Origin of the sequence: Porphyrobacter sp. MBR-155, from assembly GCF_040547625.1 — a bacterium.
Lineage (GTDB): Bacteria > Pseudomonadota > Alphaproteobacteria > Sphingomonadales > Sphingomonadaceae > Erythrobacter.
In genome coordinates, this window is record NZ_JBEPQB010000005.1 from 221,631 (window position 1) to 239,737 (window position 18,107).

17 protein-coding genes, 1 tRNA gene and 1 pseudogene are annotated in these 18,107 nt (G+C 62.1%); 5 read left to right on the forward strand and 14 right to left on the reverse strand.

Annotated elements, in window-relative coordinates:
- Window positions 1-10: 10 nt before the first annotated feature.
- The gene (locus ABIE62_RS07475; RefSeq protein ID WP_354324863.1) at window positions 11-340 is read left to right on the forward strand and encodes a PilZ domain-containing protein; all 330 of its coding nucleotides are present in this window, start codon (window positions 11-13) and stop codon (window positions 338-340) included.
- A 71-nt stretch (window positions 341-411) separates the two neighbouring features.
- A pseudogene (locus tag ABIE62_RS07480) lies at window positions 412-762 on the forward strand (PHP domain-containing protein); the annotation flags it as partial.
- A gap of 124 nt (window positions 763-886) precedes the next feature.
- On the opposite strand, the gene phoB reads toward ABIE62_RS07480, so the two are convergent.
- The 8 genes from phoB to recJ form a co-directional block, all read right to left on the reverse strand.
- The gene (gene phoB / locus ABIE62_RS07485) at window positions 887-1,576 is read right to left on the reverse strand and encodes a phosphate regulon transcriptional regulator PhoB (protein ID WP_354324864.1); all 690 of its coding nucleotides are present in this window, start codon (window positions 1,574-1,576) and stop codon (window positions 887-889) included.
- Window positions 1,577-1,710: 134 nt separating this feature from the next.
- Complete coding sequence (gene phoU / locus ABIE62_RS07490; protein ID WP_354324866.1) at window positions 1,711-2,379, reverse strand: phosphate signaling complex protein PhoU; 669 nt, start codon at window positions 2,377-2,379, stop codon at window positions 1,711-1,713.
- Complete coding sequence (pstB, locus tag ABIE62_RS07495; protein WP_354324867.1) at window positions 2,379-3,146, reverse strand: phosphate ABC transporter ATP-binding protein PstB; 768 nt, start codon at window positions 3,144-3,146, stop codon at window positions 2,379-2,381. The genes phoU and pstB overlap by 1 nt, the downstream gene beginning before the upstream one ends.
- A 17-nt stretch (window positions 3,147-3,163) precedes the next feature.
- Entirely contained in the window at window positions 3,164-4,447 is a 1,284-nt protein-coding gene (gene pstA / locus ABIE62_RS07500) for a phosphate ABC transporter permease PstA (protein ID WP_354324869.1), read from the reverse strand.
- Entirely contained in the window at window positions 4,444-5,829 is a 1,386-nt protein-coding gene (gene pstC, locus ABIE62_RS07505) for a phosphate ABC transporter permease subunit PstC (protein WP_354324871.1), read from the reverse strand. Before pstC ends, pstA begins: the two co-directional genes overlap by 4 nt.
- Before the next feature lie 115 nt (window positions 5,830-5,944).
- Entirely contained in the window at window positions 5,945-7,204 is a 1,260-nt protein-coding gene (locus ABIE62_RS07510; RefSeq protein WP_354324872.1) for a sensor histidine kinase, read from the reverse strand.
- Window positions 7,205-7,325: 121 nt separating this feature from the next.
- A tRNA-Glu gene (locus ABIE62_RS07515) sits at window positions 7,326-7,400 on the reverse strand.
- Window positions 7,401-7,492: 92 nt separating this feature from the next.
- Window positions 7,493-9,301: a single-stranded-DNA-specific exonuclease RecJ gene (gene recJ / locus ABIE62_RS07520; protein ID WP_354324874.1), complete on the reverse strand. Its 1,809-nt coding sequence runs from the start codon at window positions 9,299-9,301 to the stop codon at window positions 7,493-7,495.
- Between the two features lie 82 nt (window positions 9,302-9,383).
- On the opposite strand from recJ, the gene ABIE62_RS07525 reads away from it, so the two are divergent.
- The 3 genes from ABIE62_RS07525 to ABIE62_RS07535 all read left to right on the forward strand — a co-directional run bounded on the left by ABIE62_RS07525 (window position 9,384) and on the right by ABIE62_RS07535 (window position 11,296).
- A complete protein-coding gene (locus ABIE62_RS07525) occupies window positions 9,384-9,878 on the forward strand; it encodes a flavodoxin family protein (protein WP_354324876.1) in 495 nt (164 codons plus the stop codon).
- A gap of 152 nt (window positions 9,879-10,030) precedes the next feature.
- Window positions 10,031-10,777, forward strand: coding sequence for a hypothetical protein (locus ABIE62_RS07530; protein WP_354324878.1), 747 nt, complete (start codon window positions 10,031-10,033; stop codon window positions 10,775-10,777).
- Window positions 10,778-11,296, forward strand: coding sequence for an AHH domain-containing protein (locus ABIE62_RS07535; RefSeq protein WP_354324880.1), 519 nt, complete (start codon window positions 10,778-10,780; stop codon window positions 11,294-11,296).
- A gap of 4 nt (window positions 11,297-11,300) precedes the next feature.
- Here ABIE62_RS07535 and ABIE62_RS07540 read toward each other — a convergent pair whose 3' ends face one another.
- The 6 genes from ABIE62_RS07540 to ABIE62_RS07565 form a co-directional block, all read right to left on the reverse strand.
- Window positions 11,301-12,305, reverse strand: coding sequence for an NAD(P)H-dependent flavin oxidoreductase (locus ABIE62_RS07540; RefSeq protein ID WP_354324881.1), 1,005 nt, complete (start codon window positions 12,303-12,305; stop codon window positions 11,301-11,303).
- A gap of 91 nt (window positions 12,306-12,396) precedes the next feature.
- Window positions 12,397-13,458, reverse strand: coding sequence for an amidohydrolase family protein (locus ABIE62_RS07545; protein ID WP_354324883.1), 1,062 nt, complete (start codon window positions 13,456-13,458; stop codon window positions 12,397-12,399).
- A 188-nt stretch (window positions 13,459-13,646) separates the two neighbouring features.
- Entirely contained in the window at window positions 13,647-14,429 is a 783-nt protein-coding gene (locus ABIE62_RS07550) for a DUF2189 domain-containing protein (RefSeq protein WP_354324884.1), read from the reverse strand.
- A gap of 75 nt (window positions 14,430-14,504) precedes the next feature.
- Window positions 14,505-16,193, reverse strand: coding sequence for a 2-isopropylmalate synthase (leuA, locus tag ABIE62_RS07555; RefSeq protein ID WP_354324886.1), 1,689 nt, complete (start codon window positions 16,191-16,193; stop codon window positions 14,505-14,507).
- Window positions 16,194-16,387: 194 nt separating this feature from the next.
- Window positions 16,388-16,852: a hypothetical protein gene (locus ABIE62_RS07560; protein ID WP_354324887.1), complete on the reverse strand. Its 465-nt coding sequence runs from the start codon at window positions 16,850-16,852 to the stop codon at window positions 16,388-16,390.
- Between the two features lie 76 nt (window positions 16,853-16,928).
- A complete protein-coding gene (locus ABIE62_RS07565; protein WP_354324889.1) occupies window positions 16,929-18,077 on the reverse strand; it encodes an alpha-hydroxy acid oxidase in 1,149 nt (382 codons plus the stop codon).
- Between the last annotated feature and the right edge of the window lie 30 nt (window positions 18,078-18,107).

Genomic DNA, 18,107 nt, shown 5'->3' on the forward strand with positions numbered 1-18,107 from the left:
AGTTCAGACCATGAACCTCGATTCGATCCCGCGGGCGTCTGATCGCCGACCGATAAGCCTGATGGTGAAAAGCCGGGTGCGCTCGCGCGTGGTGTTCGTCGATCTGATCGACCTGTCCGAAGGCGGTTGCAAGATCCGTGGAAAACCGGGATTTGCCGAGATGGGCGACCGGGTGACGATGAGGGTGAACGGCATCAACGCGCCGCTCGGCAACATCGCCTGGATTGAAGGGCCAATCGCGGGCGTCGCTTTCGAAGGCGCAATGCATCCCGCTGTGATCGATTATCTGTGTGAACAGGGCGGCGCAAAGCTGGCTGCCCCGCAACGCCGCAGGGTCTGACTACCTACTTGCAAGCTTTGCATTTGGCGCGGAACATATAAGGAACATAAAGGTGTTCCCTAAGGTTCCCAATGCCCCAGAAAACGATCGAAACCCCTGATGATGTGCTGCCCCTGCGCAGCGCCTTTGTCGAACTCGGAATCGTCAGCTGTTTCAGCTTTTTGCGCGGCGCGTCGCACGCGGCTGATCTGGTGCTGGCCGCGCACGCCCACGGTTATGATGCAATCGGGCTGGCCGATGCCAATTCACTGGCAGGCGTGGTGCGCCTGCATACCGAGGCGAAGGCGCTCAAGCTGCGCCCGGTGATCGGCTGCCGGATCGAGACGGTGGAGGGGCTGGCCTTTCTCGCTTATCCTGAAGATCGTGCCGCCTATGGCCGGTTATGCCGCCTCATCAGTGCCGGGCGGATGCATCTGCTGAGCGCTCCGCTGGCCCGCGCCGACGAGGCCAACCGCTTGATGTTCGAGCACGGGCCAAGCGGCCACCCGCGCGACCACCGGATATTGCCAAAATCACGCGATTTTCATTAGGGTTAGCGAGTAAACTTCAGCTCGCCTCAAGCGCATATCCGGCAGATCGTACCGTGCGGATCGGGTCTTTCGCGCCGTCGATCCCGATTGCTTTGCGCAAGCGGCGGATATGGACATCGACCGTGCGCAACTCGATGTCGGAGCCGGTGCCCCACACCCCGTCAAGCAATTGCCCGCGGTTGAACACCCGGCTCGGGCTTTCCATGAAGAACTTGAGCAAGCGGTACTCGGTCGGCCCCAGTTGCAGCGCGCGGCCGCGACGCTGCACCCGGTGCGCCACCGGATCAAGCTTGAGATCGCCAACCTCGATCGTCTCACCCGCCAGCGCCGGGCGGATACGCCGCATCACCGCCGCCACCCGGGCGAGCAGTTCGCGCGGGCTGAACGGCTTGGTCAGGTAATCATCCGCCCCGGTTTCGAGCCCGCGCACCCGGTCATCCTCAGCCTCGCGCGCGGTCAGCATGATGATCGGGACGTGTGCGGTTTCCTTGTCGCGGCGCAGCCGACGGCAAACCTCGATCCCGCTGGTGCCTTCGATCATCCAGTCAAGGATGATGAGATCGGGCACTTCCTCGCTGGCGAGAATCAAGGCCTCGTCGCCATCGCCTGTGCAACGGACGGAATAGCCTTCGTTCTGGAAACGATATTCGAGCAATTCGGACAGCGCCGGATCATCTTCAACCAGCAGTAATTTGGCAGCGGACATGGGCAAGATGCCTCCTCAAGCCCGCACAGACGGGCGCTGACAAGTGCTATGTGTCATCTACGCGACAGTTTGATGAAACGGAATGCGACAAGTTTTCCACACGGGCGTTACGCATCGCCCGTCATATCTTACTTTCACCGGTCCCCTTCGGGCGGATAGACACCGGTCGCCGCAAAGTGCACCATTTCCGCCACATTGGTCGCGTGATCGCCGATGCGTTCGATATTGCGGGCGACGAACAATAGCTGTGCTGCGCTCGAAATGGTCGAAGGATTTTCGACCATATGGCTGACAAGATTGCGGAAAATGCTGTTGTAAAAGGCGTCAACCTTGGCATCGGTGGCGATCACTTCGCGGGCCAGATCGGGATCGCGCGCGGCATAGGCGGTAAGCACGTCGTGCACCATATCGCCCGCCAACTCGCCCATTGCCGGCAGCAGTGTCAGCGGTTCAAAACGGCCGCGACCTTCGATCATGCCGACCCGCTTGGCGATGTTCTTGGAATAATCACCGATCCTCTCGATCACCCCGCCGATTTTCAGTGCAGCGATCACTTCGCGCAGGTCATCAGCCATCGGCGCGCGCAAGGCGATGATTCGCACCGCCAGCTTATCAACCTCGGTCTCCAGCGCGTCGATGCGCTTGTCGCGGGCCACAACGCTTTCGGCCAGCGCCACGTCGCCGCGCACCAGCGCATCAAGCGATTCGGCAATGGCGACTTCAGCCAACCCGCCCATTTCCGCGATCAGGCCGCGCAGCCGGGTGATGTCTTCGTCGAAGGCCTTGACGGTATGTTCAGCCATCAGCCGTACCTTCCGGTGATATAGTCCTTGGTGCGTTCTTCGATCGGATTGGTGAAAATATCCGAGGTTGGGCCATATTCCACCATCTTGCCGAGGTGGAAAAATGCCGTGCGCTGACTGACGCGGGCGGCCTGTTGCATCGAGTGGGTGACGATCACGATGGCGTATCGGCCAGAAAGTTCATCGATCAGTTCCTCAATCTTGGCGGTCGCGATCGGATCGAGCGCGCTTGCCGGTTCATCCATGAGGATCACCTCCGGGTCAACCGCGATGGCGCGCGCGATGCACAGGCGCTGCTGCTGCCCCCCCGACAACGCGGTGCCCGAATCGTCGAGCCTGTCCTTGACCTCGTCCCACAGCCCCGCGCGGGTAAGCGAACGTTCGACCACCACATCAAGATCGGCCTTCTTTTCGGCAAAGCCGTGGATTTTCGGCCCATAGGCGATGTTTTCATAAATCGATTTGGGGAAAGGGTTGGGCTTTTGGAACACCATCCCGACCCGCGCGCGCAGTTGCACCACGTCCATCCGGTCGGCGTGGATGTCCTCACCATCAAGCTCGATCAACCCGCTCACCTTGGCCGTGCTGATCGTGTCGTTCATGCGGTTGAAGCATCGCAGAAACGTCGATTTGCCGCAGCCCGACGGGCCGATAAAGGCGGTGACGTAATTGGGCGAGATGTCGATCGACACTTCGTCAATCGCCTTGATGTCGCCGTAAAAGACCGAAACGTCGCGCGCGCGGATTTTGGCGCTTTCGTCGGTCATATTGGGATGGATCACAGTCACCAGCGTTTCTCGAATTTGTTGCGGAGGTAAATAGCGAGGCCGTTCATGGCGAGCAGGAACACCAGCAGCACGATAATAGCTGCACTGGTGCGTTCCACAAAGCCGCGATCAATTTCATCAGACCACAGGAAAATCTGCATCGGCAGCACTGTGGCGGGCGAAGTGAAGCCATCGGGCGGGGTGGCGACAAAGGCGCGCATTCCGATCAGCAGCAGCGGCGCGGTTTCACCCAGCGCGCGGGCCATGCCGATGATCGTTCCTGTCAGCATCCCCGGCATCGCCAGCGGCAGCACATGATGGAACACCACCTGCACCGGCGAAGCGCCAATCGCCAGCGCGCCGTCGCGGATCGACGGTGGCACCGCCTTGATCGCGTTGCGCCCCGAAATCACGATCACCGGCATTGTCATCAGTGCCAGCGTCATCCCGCCGATCAGCGGGGCGGAACGCAGGTTGGGAAACAGCGAAAGGAAGATCGCGAGGCCAAGCAAGCCGAAGATGATCGATGGCACAGCAGCCAGATTGCTGATCGACACTTCGATCAGGTCGGTCCAGCGGTTTCTGGGCGCGTATTCTTCCAAGTAAAGCGCTGACAGCACCCCGATCGGGAAGGCCAGCACCAGCGTGACCAACATCGTCAGCATGGTGCCCTTGAGCGCCCCCCATATGCCCACCGCCTGCGGACTGGTCGCATCCGAACGGGCGAGGAAGCCCCAGTCCCAATTCCGCGCAAGCTTACCTTCGTTCACCAACCGTGCAGCCAATGCCTGCATTTCCAGTGGGCCTTCACCCCGCATTCCGGCCGCCAGCGCCGAGGAAGACGCCAGTTGAAACGTCGCGCTGCGTTCAATCAGCGTGGGATCGGCGGCCAGCGCGGCGGCCAGATCACGCCAGCCTTCCGATGACAGCTCAGCGGCTGCATCCGGCCCAAGTTGCTGTTCGGCATAGAACGCCACCACATCGGGCAGGCCCTGCATTTCGAGCGTCTGCGTCGCGCTGGGCGCCGTCAGCGATACTGCATCGCCGCTTATTCCGCTTTCGGGAAAGTCGATGGTGACAGCGAGTTCGGCGCGCTGGAACCCGCCGATTCCGTTCACCAGCATATTGCCGAGCAGGAACACCAGAACCGCCACCGAAAACCCGACAGCAGCAAGGCCGAGCAGACGGAAGTTGCGTTCATCACGGTACCGCTTGGCGAGCCGTTTTTCGAACGTGGGTGTGCGCGTTGGCCGCGAGGAATCGGCATTCACGTCTGACGTGGGGAGGACAATGCTGCTCATTCGTAGGCCTCGCGGAAACGCTTGACGACGCGCAGGGCGATGAAGTTCAGCGCTAGTGTCACCATGAACAGCACAAATCCCAAGGCAAAGGCGCTGAGCGTGGCGGGGTGATCGGTGCTTTGTTCGCCGGTCAGCAGCTTGACGATCTGCACCGTCACGGTCGACATTGGTTCAAGCGGATTGGCGGTGAGATTGGCGGCAGGCGATGCTGCCATCACCACGATCATGGTTTCACCAATCGCGCGGCTGACCGCCAGCATGATCCCGGCAACAATGCCGGGCAGGGCAGCTGGGAACAGCACCCTGCGGATGGTTTCGGACTTGGTCGCCCCCATCGCCAGGCTGCCATCGCGCATCGCACCGGGAACGGCCGCCATCGAATCATCTGCCATCGATGATACGAAGGGAATGATCATCACCCCCATGACAATACCGGCCGCCAGCGCGCTTTCGGTCGAGGCGCTGGTGATGCCGATTGCGACGGCGGCATCGCGGATCATCGGAGCCAGCGTCAGCGCGGCAAAATAGCCATAAACTACCGTCGGCACCCCGGCGAGAATCTCCAGCAACGGCTTGACCCAGCTGCGCACGCGCGGGTGGGCATATTGGGTAAGGTAGATCGCGCTCATCAAGCCAAGCGGGATCGCCACGATCATCGCAATGATCGCGCCAATGAAAATCGTCCCCCAGAACAATGGCACCGCGCCATAACGCGAAGGGTCGGTCGCTTCGGGGCTGACCATCGTATCCGGCCCCCAGAAAGTGCCGAACAGGAAATCCACCGGTGAAACGAAGGTGAAAAACCGGAAGGTTTCAAACACCAGGCTGCCGAAAATGCCCAGCGTGGTAAGGATCGCCACCAGCGAGGCCAGCAGCAGGATCATCATCACCGTGCGTTCAACCCGGGTGCGGGCGCGGAAATCGGGGCGCAGCCGCAGGAAGGCAAGCCCGCCGCAAGCCAGAGCAATCAGCACAGTCACGATTATGCCGATGATCTTGTAGCGGCTGATCGCCTCCCTGAACGGGGCGACCAGTGCTTCGGCCTCGACATTGAAAACTGCCGGCGCAGTGCCCTGCGCCACCGCGCGCGCTTCGCCGATAAACGCGTCGCGTTCAAACCCGAAGGCGGGAAGCTGGGCCGCGGCGGGCGACGCCAGCACTGATTGCATCACCAGTTGCGGCGCCAGCACCGACCATATGGTGATGAATGCCAGAACCGGGATCACCACCCACAATGCGACATACCAGGCATGATAGACCGGACGCGAGGCTGAGCGCAGCGCCGGGTCACTCGATTGGAAGCTCCACGCCTTGGCCCGGCCGGAAAGCCAACCTGCAAGGCCTAGCCCCATAGCAATCAGGATCAACGTGATCGGCGACATCAATCAGACCTGTGGTTCCTGCACGGGGTGCGCAATTTATTGAAACGAGCTGGCACAGCCGCGAAGCCCCAGCGATTATGTCATGCCCAGCGCATGTTGAAGAAATAAGACACTACTATGACAGTTGTTGGGTTTCAGCTTCGTGCGGGGTTACATCATTGTCATGAATGGCGTAATTTTCGGCGTCCGGTTCCGGTTCTGGTTCGGCCACAGGAATCCGCAACACCACGCTTGTGCCTACGCCAAGTTCGCTGGTGATGTCGAGCCGTCCACGGTGGCGTTCCACGATATGCTTGACGATGGCGAGGCCTAGCCCGGTGCCACCTGACGCGCGGCTGCGCCCCGGATCTGTGCGGTAAAACCGGCGGGTCAGGTGCGGGATCTGTTCAGGCGCAATACCTTCGCCCTGATCGGCCACCGTAATCCGCGCGTGGCCAGCCTGCCCCAGATCGAGCGCCACAGTGACCGGCTTGTCAGGAGCACCGTATTTAAGCGCATTGTCGACGAGATTTCGCACCACCTGCTCTAGCTGCTGGCGATCGCCCAAAACGCAAACGTCAGCGTGCAATTCCATCTGCAATCGATCGCTGCGGTTCGATCCGGCAGCGTCGCGAGCGGCGCGTTCAACCAGCGGAAGCAGGTCGATCCGCTCGGTCGGCAGATCATGCTTTTCCGCCTCGACCCGTGACAGGCTCATCAGATCGCTGACCAGCGCCTGCATACGTTGCGCTTCGCGTTCGATGATGCCGAGAAATTTTTGCGCGGTGGTGGTTTCAATGCCGCCATCGCCTTCGCGCAGGGTTTCGACATAGCCCAGAATCGCGGCCAACGGCGTGCGCAATTCGTGGCTGGCATTGGCGACGAAATCGGTGTGCGCGCGGCTGATATCGGCCTCGGCCGTCTGGCTTATGAATTCCAGCATCGCCAGCCGATCATCGATTGCCTGCCGGTTGATCTGCCAGATATCGCCGCGCCGCACGAGCCCGCGAACAATCGCCTCGCCTTCCCGGTTTTCGTTGAGCAGCGATGCCGCTTCGGGCTGGCGCAGCGCAACGCGGGCGTCCTGGCCGATAACATGCGGGCCCAAAAGCTTGCGCGCGGCACGGTTGGCGATGGCGATGGTGCTGCGTTCGGTAATCAGCAGCGGGGTGGAAGAATTTTCGATCAGGTCGCGAATCGAATCGACCGTGACGCTTGGCTTCACCTTGACCTTGGGTGGTTCGGGCGGTCGTCCCCCGGCCACCAGCAGCGAGCCAACCCAGACTGCCACCACTGCCAAGGCAATCACCGGATCGACCCCGGTCAACAGCATAGCCACAAAGGTAGCAGCCGCGAGCAGGATGCCGGCGATCGGGATGTTCTGGCCGCTGCCCATGATGAGAGCCCCCTTACAACCTTGCGCGGGTGGTGGGAAGCAGGCGCGCTACAGATTAGGCGCGGACATGAAAAAGGGCGGCCAAGCCTAAGCCTGCCGCCCTGTTCATCCGCAACGGAAGTGGTGACCCCTACGGGAATCGAACCCGTGTTTCAGCCGTGAAAGGGCCGCGTCCTAACCGCTAGACGAAGGGGCCATCTCGGTTGCGAGAGCGCGCACTTAGGGGGGTGGATGGGGTCGGTCAAGTCCCGTTTGGTTGCCCGCGCGGAAAAACACCCACCGCTGCGATCAATCGGCGAAAGCGGCGTCTTCAAGATGCAGTTCAGCCGCCGGACGGTTGCCCCAGTCATCAAGCTTCACGCGGCCCGCAAGGTGAAAACGCCGCCCATTGCTGCGGTGAAGCAGGGTTTGCGCCATTTCAGTTTCGCCCGCACGAAAGGCAATCGCCTTGAAACTGCGCCCGTCCATGCCGCACGCGATCAACCGCAGGTGATCCTTGCCGACGATGTCCGCCTTGATGATCCGCACCGGCCCAACCGCAATGCGTGGGGCGGGCCAGCCGACCCCGTATGGCCCGGCAGCCTCCAGCGTTTCAACCAGTTCAGGGGTCAGCCCGCCGGGGGTCAGCGCCAGATCGAGCAGCATCGCCTGACCGGCGCGAGCATGATCGACATCGCGCGCCAACCGCGTGTCGAGGAATTCGGCAAAATCGGGGAGCCGGGCAGGATCAATCGTCAACCCCGCCGCCATCGCGTGACCACCGCCCGCGACCAGCAATCCCGCCTCACGCGCCGCAATGATCGCCGCGCCCAGATCAACGCCGCTGATCGACCGGCCCGAGCCTTTGCCCTGCGCATCATCGAGCGCGATGACCACCGCCGGTTTGCCGGTCTTTTCCTTGATCCGCCCCGCGACAATCCCGATCACGCCGGGATGCCAGCCGTGGCCTGACAATACCTGCACCGCCATATTGTGCTGCCCGGCAAGCTGCGCTTCGGCGGCTTCCTGCACCTCGGCTTCGATTGCGCGCCGTTCTTCGTTCAGCTGAGAGAGCTGCGCGGCGATGGCGCGGGCTTCGTCTGGATCAGTGGTGGTCAGCAGCCGCACACCCAAAGTCGATTCGCCAATCCGCCCGCCCGCGTTGATCCGCGGGCCGAGTGAAAAGCCGAGATCGCTGGCCTGCGGTGCGCGGGTAAGGCGACTTGCATCCATCAGCGCCGCCATCCCGATCCGGTCGCGCCGGGCGAGCACTTTCAGTCCCTGCGCCACAAATGCGCGGTTGAGGCCGTGGAGCGCGGCGACATCGGCCACGGTTCCCAGCGCCACCAGATCGAGCAGCCCCATCAGATCAGGCTCAGCCCGATCAGCAAACCAGCCCTTGGCGCGCAAATTCCGCACCAGCGCAATGCCAAGCAGAAAGGCCACGCCCACCGCCGCCAGATGGCCGTGCGCCGCGCCCACGTCGCTTTCATCAAGCCGGTTGGGATTGACCAGCGCGGCGGCGGGCGGGAGGTCGGCCGAGCATTTGTGGTGATCGACCACAATCACATCCACCCCCGCATCCCGCGCCATGCCCAGCGCTTCATGCGCCATAGCGCCGCAATCGACCGTGACGATCAGCCGCGAACCGCTTTCGGCTAGTTTGACCAGCGCTTCGCCGCTGGGGCCGTAACCTTCAAGCAGGCGGTCGGGGATGTAATAGCCCGCCGTGTGCCCCAATTGCCCCAGCAGTTCGACCAGCAACGCCGCGCTGGTGGCGCCATCGACATCATAATCGCCGTAGATCGTCACCTGCTCGCCGGTGATGACGCACTGCGCGAGGCGTTCGGCGGCGGTGTCCATGTCGCGGAAGACCGACGGATCGGGCAGAAACGCGCGCATGGTCGGGCGGGCGTGGCGTTCCAGATCATCGTCGGCCACACCGCGGGTCAGCAGCAATTGATCGAGGATCGTGCGATCCAGCCCGTGCGCGCTTGCTGCCTGCCCGTCATCCAGCTCCATATTGCCGCCGCGCCACCGCCACGCCTTGCCCGAAAGCGATGACGTGACGCCAAGCACGGGGGCGAGCGCGGGGGATGGTTGGGAAATAGTGGCCATGCCTGCTTCCTAGCCCAATCCCCGCACAACCGACAGGCGGATGCGATTGACAATCGACAGGCGTGCGGGGAAGTCTTGCGCCATGTCATCAAACACCGCGCCCAGCCTGCTGATCATCTGGCACAGCCGCACCGGCGCAAGTGCGGCGATGGCGCGCGCGGTGGCTGAGGGCGCGGGCGCGACCGGGTTGCTGGTGACTGCCGCTGACGCATTGCCCGAAATGTTGCTGTCGGCCGATGGTTACATTTTCTGTTGCCCAGAAAACCTCGCGAGCATGAGCGGGCTGATGAAAGAAATGTTTGATCGCGCCTATTACCCGGTGCTCGGTCGGATCGAAGGGCGGCCCTATGCCACGCTGATCGCCGCTGGTTCGGATGGGGAGGGGGCGCAGCGCCAGATTGACCGGATCGCGACCGGATGGCGTCTGCGCCGGGTAGCTGAGCCATTGATCGTGAACCTTGACGCGCAAACGCCCGAGGCCATCGCCGCGCCGAAACAGGTGCCGGACGAGGTTCTGCAACAGTGTCATGAAATGGGGGAGGCCTTGGCTGAGGGCTTGCGTCTTGGCGTGTTTTAGCGATTGATCCAAAACGGGATATGTCTGCTGATTGAGGACTCGACGATGGGCTGTAAACTCGCCTAAGTTGATGAAAGTATTTTGGCTCTTTCGGGCGCGTTAGAATAGGGGGCTGGACAATTTCACAGTCGCAGCGTGCCGATATCACACAATTGCACCTGCTGTTTGCCAAGGGCAAACGGCCCAGTTGCGATGCGATCAGGGCGTTTGCCGCGCGCCAGCAAGCGGTTGACCTCAGCCATGACCCTATCAGTGATGATGATCTGCTGGATGCGGCGGCTTGGCCCGATCAGATGGTTTGGGCTGAATTATTGTGTGACGGCCTGACCTTTGATCTCAGCGGACTTGCCCCCGGTCAGCCAGGCGCTTTCCCGGTCATCGAACATCGTTTTGATCTGGCTGAAATGCCAACCGCTGCCAGCTACGATGCGCTTTCGGTTATACCGGGGCCGCATATTGCGGCTGGTGGGCGCAGCTTACCGGTGGTGCGGGCGATGCTGGCGCTGGCGCGTGATCTGGCCTTGTGTTTCGATGATCTTGCGGCGGTGTGCTGGGCCCCGTCGCGCAGCGCAATCGGGCGGCGGTTTTTCGAATCGGTCATTTCCGCATGGCTTGATGGCGGGCCGTTTCCCGCGCTCGGCCTCACTGCCTTTGCCCAAAGCGCGGATGGTGCGCTGCACAGCGTAGGGCTCGATTTCTGGATCGGACAGGAACTGCGGATTGAACCGCCTTTGAGCGCCGACCGGGTGGCAGCAACGCGGCTCGGGATCCGGCTCGTGAACCAGTTTGTGCTCGCAGGCAGACTGGACAACGATGAACGGATCATCGCGCCCGACGGAACCCGGTTAGTGCTACGCCCTTCGCGCGATCCCGCGCTGATCATAGTGCGGCGCGAATAGATGAAGGCTTTGGGTCGCACCGCTTCCACTGCCGTGATTGCTTTTCGCTCGGTCAATTGTCCCGGTACGGCGGGATATGACCCCGGCCTGCAACGCCATCACCTGCTGCCGCGGCAGTTATTGTCGCGTCGGTGTTTCGGAGGGCTGTTCGAAGCCGTCGGGCGAAGCCGCGTCGGGTTTGAAGATTTCCGCGCCAATGGACTGTTGCTGCCAGCAACAGAACGGGCGGCGATCCGCACCGGGATGCCGCTGCATCGCGGGCCGCACCGGCGTTACAATGAAGTGGTGATGGCGCGGGTCGGGCGGATTGAGGAGCGCTGGTCACACCTGCGCCATCAGGATGCCGATTTGGCGCTGACCGAAGCATTGCTGCGTCTGCGCGTGCTGCAAGGCGCGCTGCGACGGCAATTGCTGGCCGAACGCCGACGGGTGATGCTCAGTCGCAACGACCCGCTCGGCACCGGATTTGACTTCAGCGAACTCGACACAATGGCCGAGGCGCTGTGGCTGGCGAAATAGCCGCCTATTCCGCAGCTTCGATGAGCGCGGCCCACGCGGTATAATCCGAATTGGCCAGCATCCGCGCTTTGGCGGCGTGGTATTCGCGTTCAAACCGGGCGACGAGGTCTTCAACGCTGCCGACCTGCTTGATCGGGCCGATGCCTTGGCCCGAACCCCAGATGTCTTTCCACGCCTTGGCCTTGGTGTTGCCGCCGCTGCCAAAGTTCATCTTGCTGGGATCGCTTTCGGGCAGGTTGTCAGGATCAAGCCCCGCTTTTTCGATCGATGAGCGCAGGTAATTGCCGTGCACGCCTGTAAACAGGTTGGAGTAGATGATGCCTTCTGACGAACCTTCGACGATGCCCTGCTTGTAATCTTCGGTGGCGTTGGCTTCCTTGGTGGCGATGAAGGCGCTTCCGGCATAGGCAAAGTCAGCGCGCAGGGCCTGCGCCGCAAGAATGCTCGCCCCGTGCCCAATCGCGCCCGATAAGGCCACCAGCCCATCAAACCATTCGCGGATTTCCTGCATCAAGGCGAAGGGTGACAACGCGCCCGCGTGACCGCCAGCCCCGGCGGCGACCGGGATCAACCCGTCGGCACCTTTTTCGATCGCCTTCATGGCGAAGCGGTTGTTGATCACGTCGTGCATCGTGATCCCGCCCCAGTTGCGCACCGCCTGGAAAATCTCCTCACGCGCGCCGAGTGAGGTGATAACCAGCGGCACCTGCCATTTTTCGCAGGTGGCCATGTCGGCTTCGACCCGGTCATTGGTTCTGTGGATGATCTGGTTGACCGCAAATGGCGCAGCCGGGCGATCCGGGTGCATCCGGTTATGCTTGGCCAGTTCCTCGGTGATCTGGTGCAGCCATTCATCCAGCAACGTCTGCGGGCGGGCGTTCAACGCGGGGAAACTGCCGATAATCCCGGCCTTGCATTGCGCGATAACCAGTTCCGGCCCGGAAACGATGAACAGCGGCGATCCGATCAGCGGAAGACGCAGGCAATCAAACGGGGCGGGAAGCGGCATCGGTTTCTCCTGAAAACGTAATTCTTGCAGGCCCCGTCTCTAACGCCGGTTGCGGGGCTGCCAAGTAGCAATTTGGAAAAGAGCTTGCGCGTCAGGCGAGCAGGTCTTCGATCCCGTAAAACCGCGCCGCTGTCCCCGCAAACAGCGCAGCCTTTTCGTCCGCGCTGGCTGACCGGGTGAGGCGTTTGAAGGCGTTCCACAGCACCGCATAGTCCGCGCCCCAGTAATCGACCGGGTAGTTGCTTTCGAACATCGCGCGGTGCGGCCCGAAGACTTCGATGCAGGTTTCGATATAGGGACGCCACAAGGCGGCGAGGTGTTCCGACCCGTGGCCTGCTGCCGGGCCATCTTCGGGCAGGGCGCAGAACGCCATCGCCAGCCCGCCAAGCTTGACCACCACGTTTTCGCATTGTGCAAGCTCGTGGATATGGCGACGCCAGATGTCGAACCTTTCGTGCAGCCTGCCCTTGTAAGCCGCCACCCCCAACGGCGTTCCGCAATGGTCAAGGCAGATCGGCTGATCGGGAAAGGCGCGCGCCAGATCGATCACGTCAGGTAGCTGCGGTTCGAGCACCCAGGCATCAAACGTCAGCCCGCGCTTGCCCAGTTCGGCAAACCCTGCGCGAAAGGTCGCGTCCCGGTACAGCCCTTGCGGTGCATGGAATGGCGGGCCGAGCACCTGCGGGTCAGCATCCCACGCGCCTTGATGGCGGATGCCCCGGAACCGGTGCGGGGCGACCGTGGTGAGCGCGTCGAGCACTTCGCCCGCGCCGCTTCCCAGCGTCAGATCAGCATGGCCGATAATCCCCGCGCAGGCCCGGCCCGGCCCATACAGCCCGCTCGCCGATTGCGCCGCGACACCATTGACGAATTCCACCTCACCCACCGTCTTCAACGCATCGCCATAGGCCGCGTTGTAAAACGCGCCGCATTCCATGAAGACCGTGCCGATGATGTTGTGCCCGCTGGCGAGGTGGGCGTTGAGCTGATCGAAGGTGTAGTGCGCATTATCGACCAGTGTGGCGATAAAGGGATGGTGCGGCTCGGGAAACATCGGGATCATCGGCCGCAGATCCCACAGGTGGTGGTGCGGGTCGATGATCGCCAAATCGGGTTCGAGGATATCCTCGGCGTTGCGATTCGCAGGTGTCATTGCTCTCTCCCTTGCCCGGCGCACACGCAGTGTGTTGGAGACACATGTGACACAGTCCTGGCCGTAAAAAGCGGCCCTGCCATATGCCCCGCCCAAGCGCGCCCGCGCCAGTGATTTTGGTCATCCCTAAGGTGAAAAAGGCGCTGCGTCATGCCCCATTCTATAACGGCGCGGGCTGTGGTAGGAAATCAGATCACGGCGCGGCGATAAATATGCCAAGTGGCATGGCCTAGCACGGGTAACGCCACCAGCAGGCCGAGGAATACCGGCACCATCGCCGCAAACAACAGCGCGGCGATAATCGCCGCCCAGCCGATCATCACGGCAAAATTGCTGCGCACCACCTTGAAACTGGCAATGATCGCGGTGAGGAAATCGACCTGGCGTTCCACCAGCATCGGCAGGCTGATCACCGTCATCGCGTAAAAGGCAAAGGCCATCACCGCGCCGACCGCGCTGCCCACCGCCAGCATCATCAGCCCCGCCGGGGTGACGAGCGCCGCTATCGATTCGCCGCCCATTCCGCTTTCCGCCATAAACACCGCAAAGATGCCGTGCGCCACGATCATCCAGAACGAAAAGGCGACGAATACGATCACCCCCATCGACAGAATCTGTTCATCACCGTGGCCCCTGAGCGCGCCGAACACTGCGCGCCACGACAGCGGCTCTGCCAGTTCCCGCCTGCGGCTTGCCTCGTAAAAGCCGACCGCGATGAACGGCGCTATCAGCGGAAAGCCCGCTATCGCCGGGATCAGCCAGCCAGGTTCGCTTGCCGATAAGGCTGTCCAGCCAATCGCAAGGCCGGCCAGCACATAGACCCCGCCGAAAAACAGGCCGAACTGCGGCATGGCCAGAAAATCACGCCAACCGGCGGCAAGCGCATGGGCAAGATCGCCCCAGGCCAGATCATCTGCAACCTGCGGCGGTGCGGGGGCGGGCGCAGCCTCGTCCTGTTCCAGCGTCTCCATCGCGGGCCTCTCCTCCCAGTGGTCAACCCGGCAATAGTTGCGCGCAAAATCGTCGCGGCGCAAGCGGCCGGACGATCAGGAGGTGGGCGTGACAACCGCCGCATTGGCCGCGGAAAGCACCGCGCGCACGCTGGCGGTGGCGATGTCTTCATCGATTCCGCAGCCCCAGATGGTGCGGCCATCTACCGCGCGGCATTCAAGGTAAGCCGCCGCGCGCGCGTCAGTCCCTGTTCCCAGCGCGTGTTCGGTGTAATCGACCACTTCGATATCCACCCCGAAGGCTTCACGCAGGGTGCCCATCACGCTGGAAATCAACCCGTTGCCGCGCCCCGAAACGCTCTGTTCCTGACCGCTCACCGCGATTGTTCCGGCGAATATCCGCGTGCCATCGGATGCGCGGCTTTCCTCGTAGCGCACAAGCTGGAAGTGCTTGGGGTGGGTTTGCACATGATAGGCACGGCGGAACGCATCCCAGATATCGGCGGCGTTCAATTCGCGCCCCAGCTCATCCGCAACCTGCTGCACGTGGCGCGAGAAATCGGCCTGCATTTTCTTGGGCAGCTTGAGGCCCTGATCCTTCTCCAGCACCCAGGCGAACCCGCCTTTGCCGGATTGGGAATTGACGCGGATCACCGCTTCGTAATTGCGGCCCAGATCAGCCGGATCAATCGGCAGATAGGGCACGCGCCAGCCTTCGTCATTCTGGGTTTCGCGCGCTTCGAAACCCTTCTTGATCGCGTCTTGATGGCTACCGGAAAAGGCGGTGTAAACCAGTTCGCCGCCATAGGGGTGGCGTTGGTGAACGGGCAGGTCGTTGCAATAGGTCACCGTTTCGATCACCCGGTCGATGTCGGAGAAATCGAGGCCGGGGTCGACCCCTTGGGTGTAAAGGTTAAGCGCCATTGTCACGAGGCAGCAATTGCCGGTGCGCTCGCCATTGCCGAACAGGCAGCCTTCCACGCGGTCGGCCCCCGCCATCAGCCCCAATTCCGCCGCCGCGACCCCGGTGCCGCGATCATTGTGGGTATGCAAGGAAAGCACCGCGCTTTCCCTGTTCGGCAGGTGGCGGGCGAAATATTCGATCTGATCGGCGTAGATGTTGGGCGTCGCCGCCTCAACCGTGGCGGGCAGGTTGAGGATGATCGGGCGTTCGGGCGTGGGGGCCAGAACCTCCATCACCGCGGCACAAACCTCGATCGAAAAATCGAGCTCTGCGGTGGAGAATGTTTCGGGTGAATACTGGAAATGCCAGTCTGTATCCGGGCGCCGGGCGGCTTCGTCGCGCATCACCTTGGCACCGGCTACGGCGATGGCTTTCACCTCGTCCTTACTCATCCGGAACACGATGTCGCGCCATGCCGGGCTGACTGCGTTATACAGATGGACGATGGCGGTGCGCGCGCCTGCAAGGCTGGCAAAGCTGGTGCGGATCAGGTCTTCGCGGCTCTGGGTCAGCACCTGAACGATCACATCTTCGGGGATCGCGTCCGATTGGACGAGGCCGGATATGAAATCGAACTCGGTCGCACCAGCGCTGGGGAAGCCGACTTCGATTTCCTTTACCCCGATTTCGACCAGCAGATCGAAGAACCGGCGTTTCTTCACCGCATCCATCGGGTCGATGATCGATTGGTTGCCATCGCGCAGATCGGTCGAAAGCCAGCGCGGGGCTTTATCAATCAGGCGCGAAGGCCATTGGCGGTCGGGCAGGTTGATCTGGCCGAACGGGCAGTATTTGACGGCAGGATTTTTGAGCATGGTCATGAAAAAAGGCTTTTCGCGGGAGAGATAGGAAAGCTGCGGCAGTTACCCTTGGGAAGGGCGCCGCGCCATCCGTGCGCGCGGCAACCTACGCCCAAGGGCGCATAAGTCGAAGCAGCAGCGATGCGTTCCGCGTCATGATTTCATTCTTTGCCGATAATCCCTGCCTGTGCAAGCCGGGATTGTCCCTGTGCAAATTACCCGCAGCGCGCATCGCGGATGATGTTCTGCGCATCGAGCATGATCGAAAGGCGCGGGTTGGTGGGATCGGGGTTGACGGTGCCAATGCTGCCAAAGGGGACAAAGCGCAGATTGTCGTTGCGGCCCAGCGCGGTGATGATTTCCACCCGCGTCGGTTGATCGGCGAGCTTGCCAATGAACGGCCCCATCAGATTTGCGCCGCAATTGGCCGAGGCAGGATCGGTCAGCGTGCCAGGAGCAAATGGGCCGGGGGCCGCTCCGGGCAGAGGCGTAGCGATGGTTGGCGCGACGGTCGCGGCAGGGTTGGGGGCTGGGGCAGGGCCAGCCTCTCCGCTGCCAATCCGCGCGGCAAAGCTATCGGCATCATTGGCGGGCTGATCGGCATTGCTTCCGCACGCGCCGAGCGTGATGACGGCGAGGGCGAGGGGTGCGGCGCGCAGAATATCGGCAAGACTGGTCATGGGGTGGTTCCCTGTTGAAACGGCGTCAGCGTCAAAGCGCGTCTTGCGTTACCCATTTATGACATTCAACCATGCACTATCGCTGGCGCAGTCGATCATGGGTGAGCTGATCCACCCGCGTCACGCCCATCAACCGCATCCCGCGCTCGATCTCGTCCTTGAGGATGCCTAGAGCGCGCTCGACCCCTTCCTGACCCGCCGCTGCCAGCGCGTAGAGGTAGAGCCTGCCCCCCGATGCCGCGCCCGCGCCGCTGCACAATGCCTTCATCACATGGGTGCCGCGCCGAATGCCGCCATCGCAGATTATCTCGATCTGGCCGCCCACGGCGTCAACAATTTCGGGAAGTTGGTCGAAGGGCGCACGGCTGCCATCCAATTGCCTTCCGCCGTGGTTCGATACCATGATCGCATCCGCGCCGATTTCAACCGCGCGGCGCGCATCCCCTGCGCTCATCACGCCCTTGAGCACAAAGGTGCCGCCCCATTGTTCGCGGATCGCGGCGGCTGTGTCCCAATCCATTGCGGTGTCGAGCATGGTGTTGAAATAATCCGCGATGCTCAGCGCTTCGCTGCTGCCCTCGCGCACGTGAGTATCGAGGTTGGGCAGGCGGAACTTTTCGCGCAGCAGATAATCCAGTGTCCAGCGCGGGCGGGCGGCGTAACTGATGATGCTGGCCGGGGTAAAGCGCGGCGGGGTGGTGAAGCCGCTGCGCAGGCACCGTTCGCGCTTGCCCGAAACGATGGTGTCGACCGTCAATGCCAGCGCATCGAACTTCGCGGCCTGACAGCGTTCGATCATGTGGGTATTCAGCCCTTTGTCCTTGTGGACATAGAGCTGGAACAGCTTCGGCCCGCTGGTCAGCGCCGCGATTTCCTCGATGCTGCGGGTGGCGAGGCTGGAAATGCCGAACCACAGGCCGAACTTCTCTGCTGCCTTGGCAACGGCGGTTTCACCCTGCCAGTGAAACGCGCGCTGCACGGCGGTGGGGGAGAGCATCAGAGGTAGCGCCGAACGGCGGCCAAGGATGGTGCAGGAGGTGTCGATTTCACCAACACCCGCCAGCACATCAGGCACCAGATCGACCGTATCAAACGCCGCCGTGTTGCGCGCCTTGGTCAATTCATCATCCGCCGCGCCGTCAATATAATCGAAAACGGGGAAGGGCAGGCGCGCCTGTGCCAGCCTGCGGAAATCATCGATATTGTGGCAATCGGACAGGCGCATCGTCGCGATGGACTGCCCGATTGCCGGGAT

Bases quoted from the DNA above. Each gene is read 5' to 3' on its own strand.
- ABIE62_RS07475 (WP_354324863.1), top strand. From the start codon at position 11: ATGAACCTCGATTCGATCCCGCGGGCGTCTGATCGCCGACCGATAAGC.
- phoB (WP_354324864.1), bottom strand. From the start codon at position 1,576: ATGTCCGCTGCCAAATTACTGCTGGTTGAAGATGATCCGGCGCTGTCC.
- phoU (WP_354324866.1), bottom strand. From the start codon at position 2,379: ATGGCTGAACATACCGTCAAGGCCTTCGACGAAGACATCACCCGGCTG.
- pstB (WP_354324867.1), bottom strand. From the start codon at position 3,146: ATGACCGACGAAAGCGCCAAAATCCGCGCGCGCGACGTTTCGGTCTTT.
- pstA (WP_354324869.1), bottom strand. From the start codon at position 4,447: ATGAGCAGCATTGTCCTCCCCACGTCAGACGTGAATGCCGATTCCTCG.
- pstC (WP_354324871.1), bottom strand. From the start codon at position 5,829: ATGTCGCCGATCACGTTGATCCTGATTGCTATGGGGCTAGGCCTTGCA.
- ABIE62_RS07510 (WP_354324872.1), bottom strand. From the start codon at position 7,204: ATGGGCAGCGGCCAGAACATCCCGATCGCCGGCATCCTGCTCGCGGCT.
- recJ (WP_354324874.1), bottom strand. From the start codon at position 9,301: ATGGCCACTATTTCCCAACCATCCCCCGCGCTCGCCCCCGTGCTTGGC.
- ABIE62_RS07525 (WP_354324876.1), top strand. From the start codon at position 9,384: ATGTCATCAAACACCGCGCCCAGCCTGCTGATCATCTGGCACAGCCGC.
- ABIE62_RS07535 (WP_354324880.1), top strand. From the start codon at position 10,778: ATGAAGGCTTTGGGTCGCACCGCTTCCACTGCCGTGATTGCTTTTCGC.
- ABIE62_RS07540 (WP_354324881.1), bottom strand. From the start codon at position 12,305: ATGCCGCTTCCCGCCCCGTTTGATTGCCTGCGTCTTCCGCTGATCGGA.
- ABIE62_RS07545 (WP_354324883.1), bottom strand. From the start codon at position 13,458: ATGACACCTGCGAATCGCAACGCCGAGGATATCCTCGAACCCGATTTG.
- ABIE62_RS07550 (WP_354324884.1), bottom strand. From the start codon at position 14,429: ATGGAGACGCTGGAACAGGACGAGGCTGCGCCCGCCCCCGCACCGCCG.
- leuA (WP_354324886.1), bottom strand. From the start codon at position 16,193: ATGACCATGCTCAAAAATCCTGCCGTCAAATACTGCCCGTTCGGCCAG.
- ABIE62_RS07560 (WP_354324887.1), bottom strand. From the start codon at position 16,852: ATGACCAGTCTTGCCGATATTCTGCGCGCCGCACCCCTCGCCCTCGCC.
- ABIE62_RS07565 (WP_354324889.1), bottom strand. From the start codon at position 18,077: ATGCGCCTGTCCGATTGCCACAATATCGATGATTTCCGCAGGCTGGCA.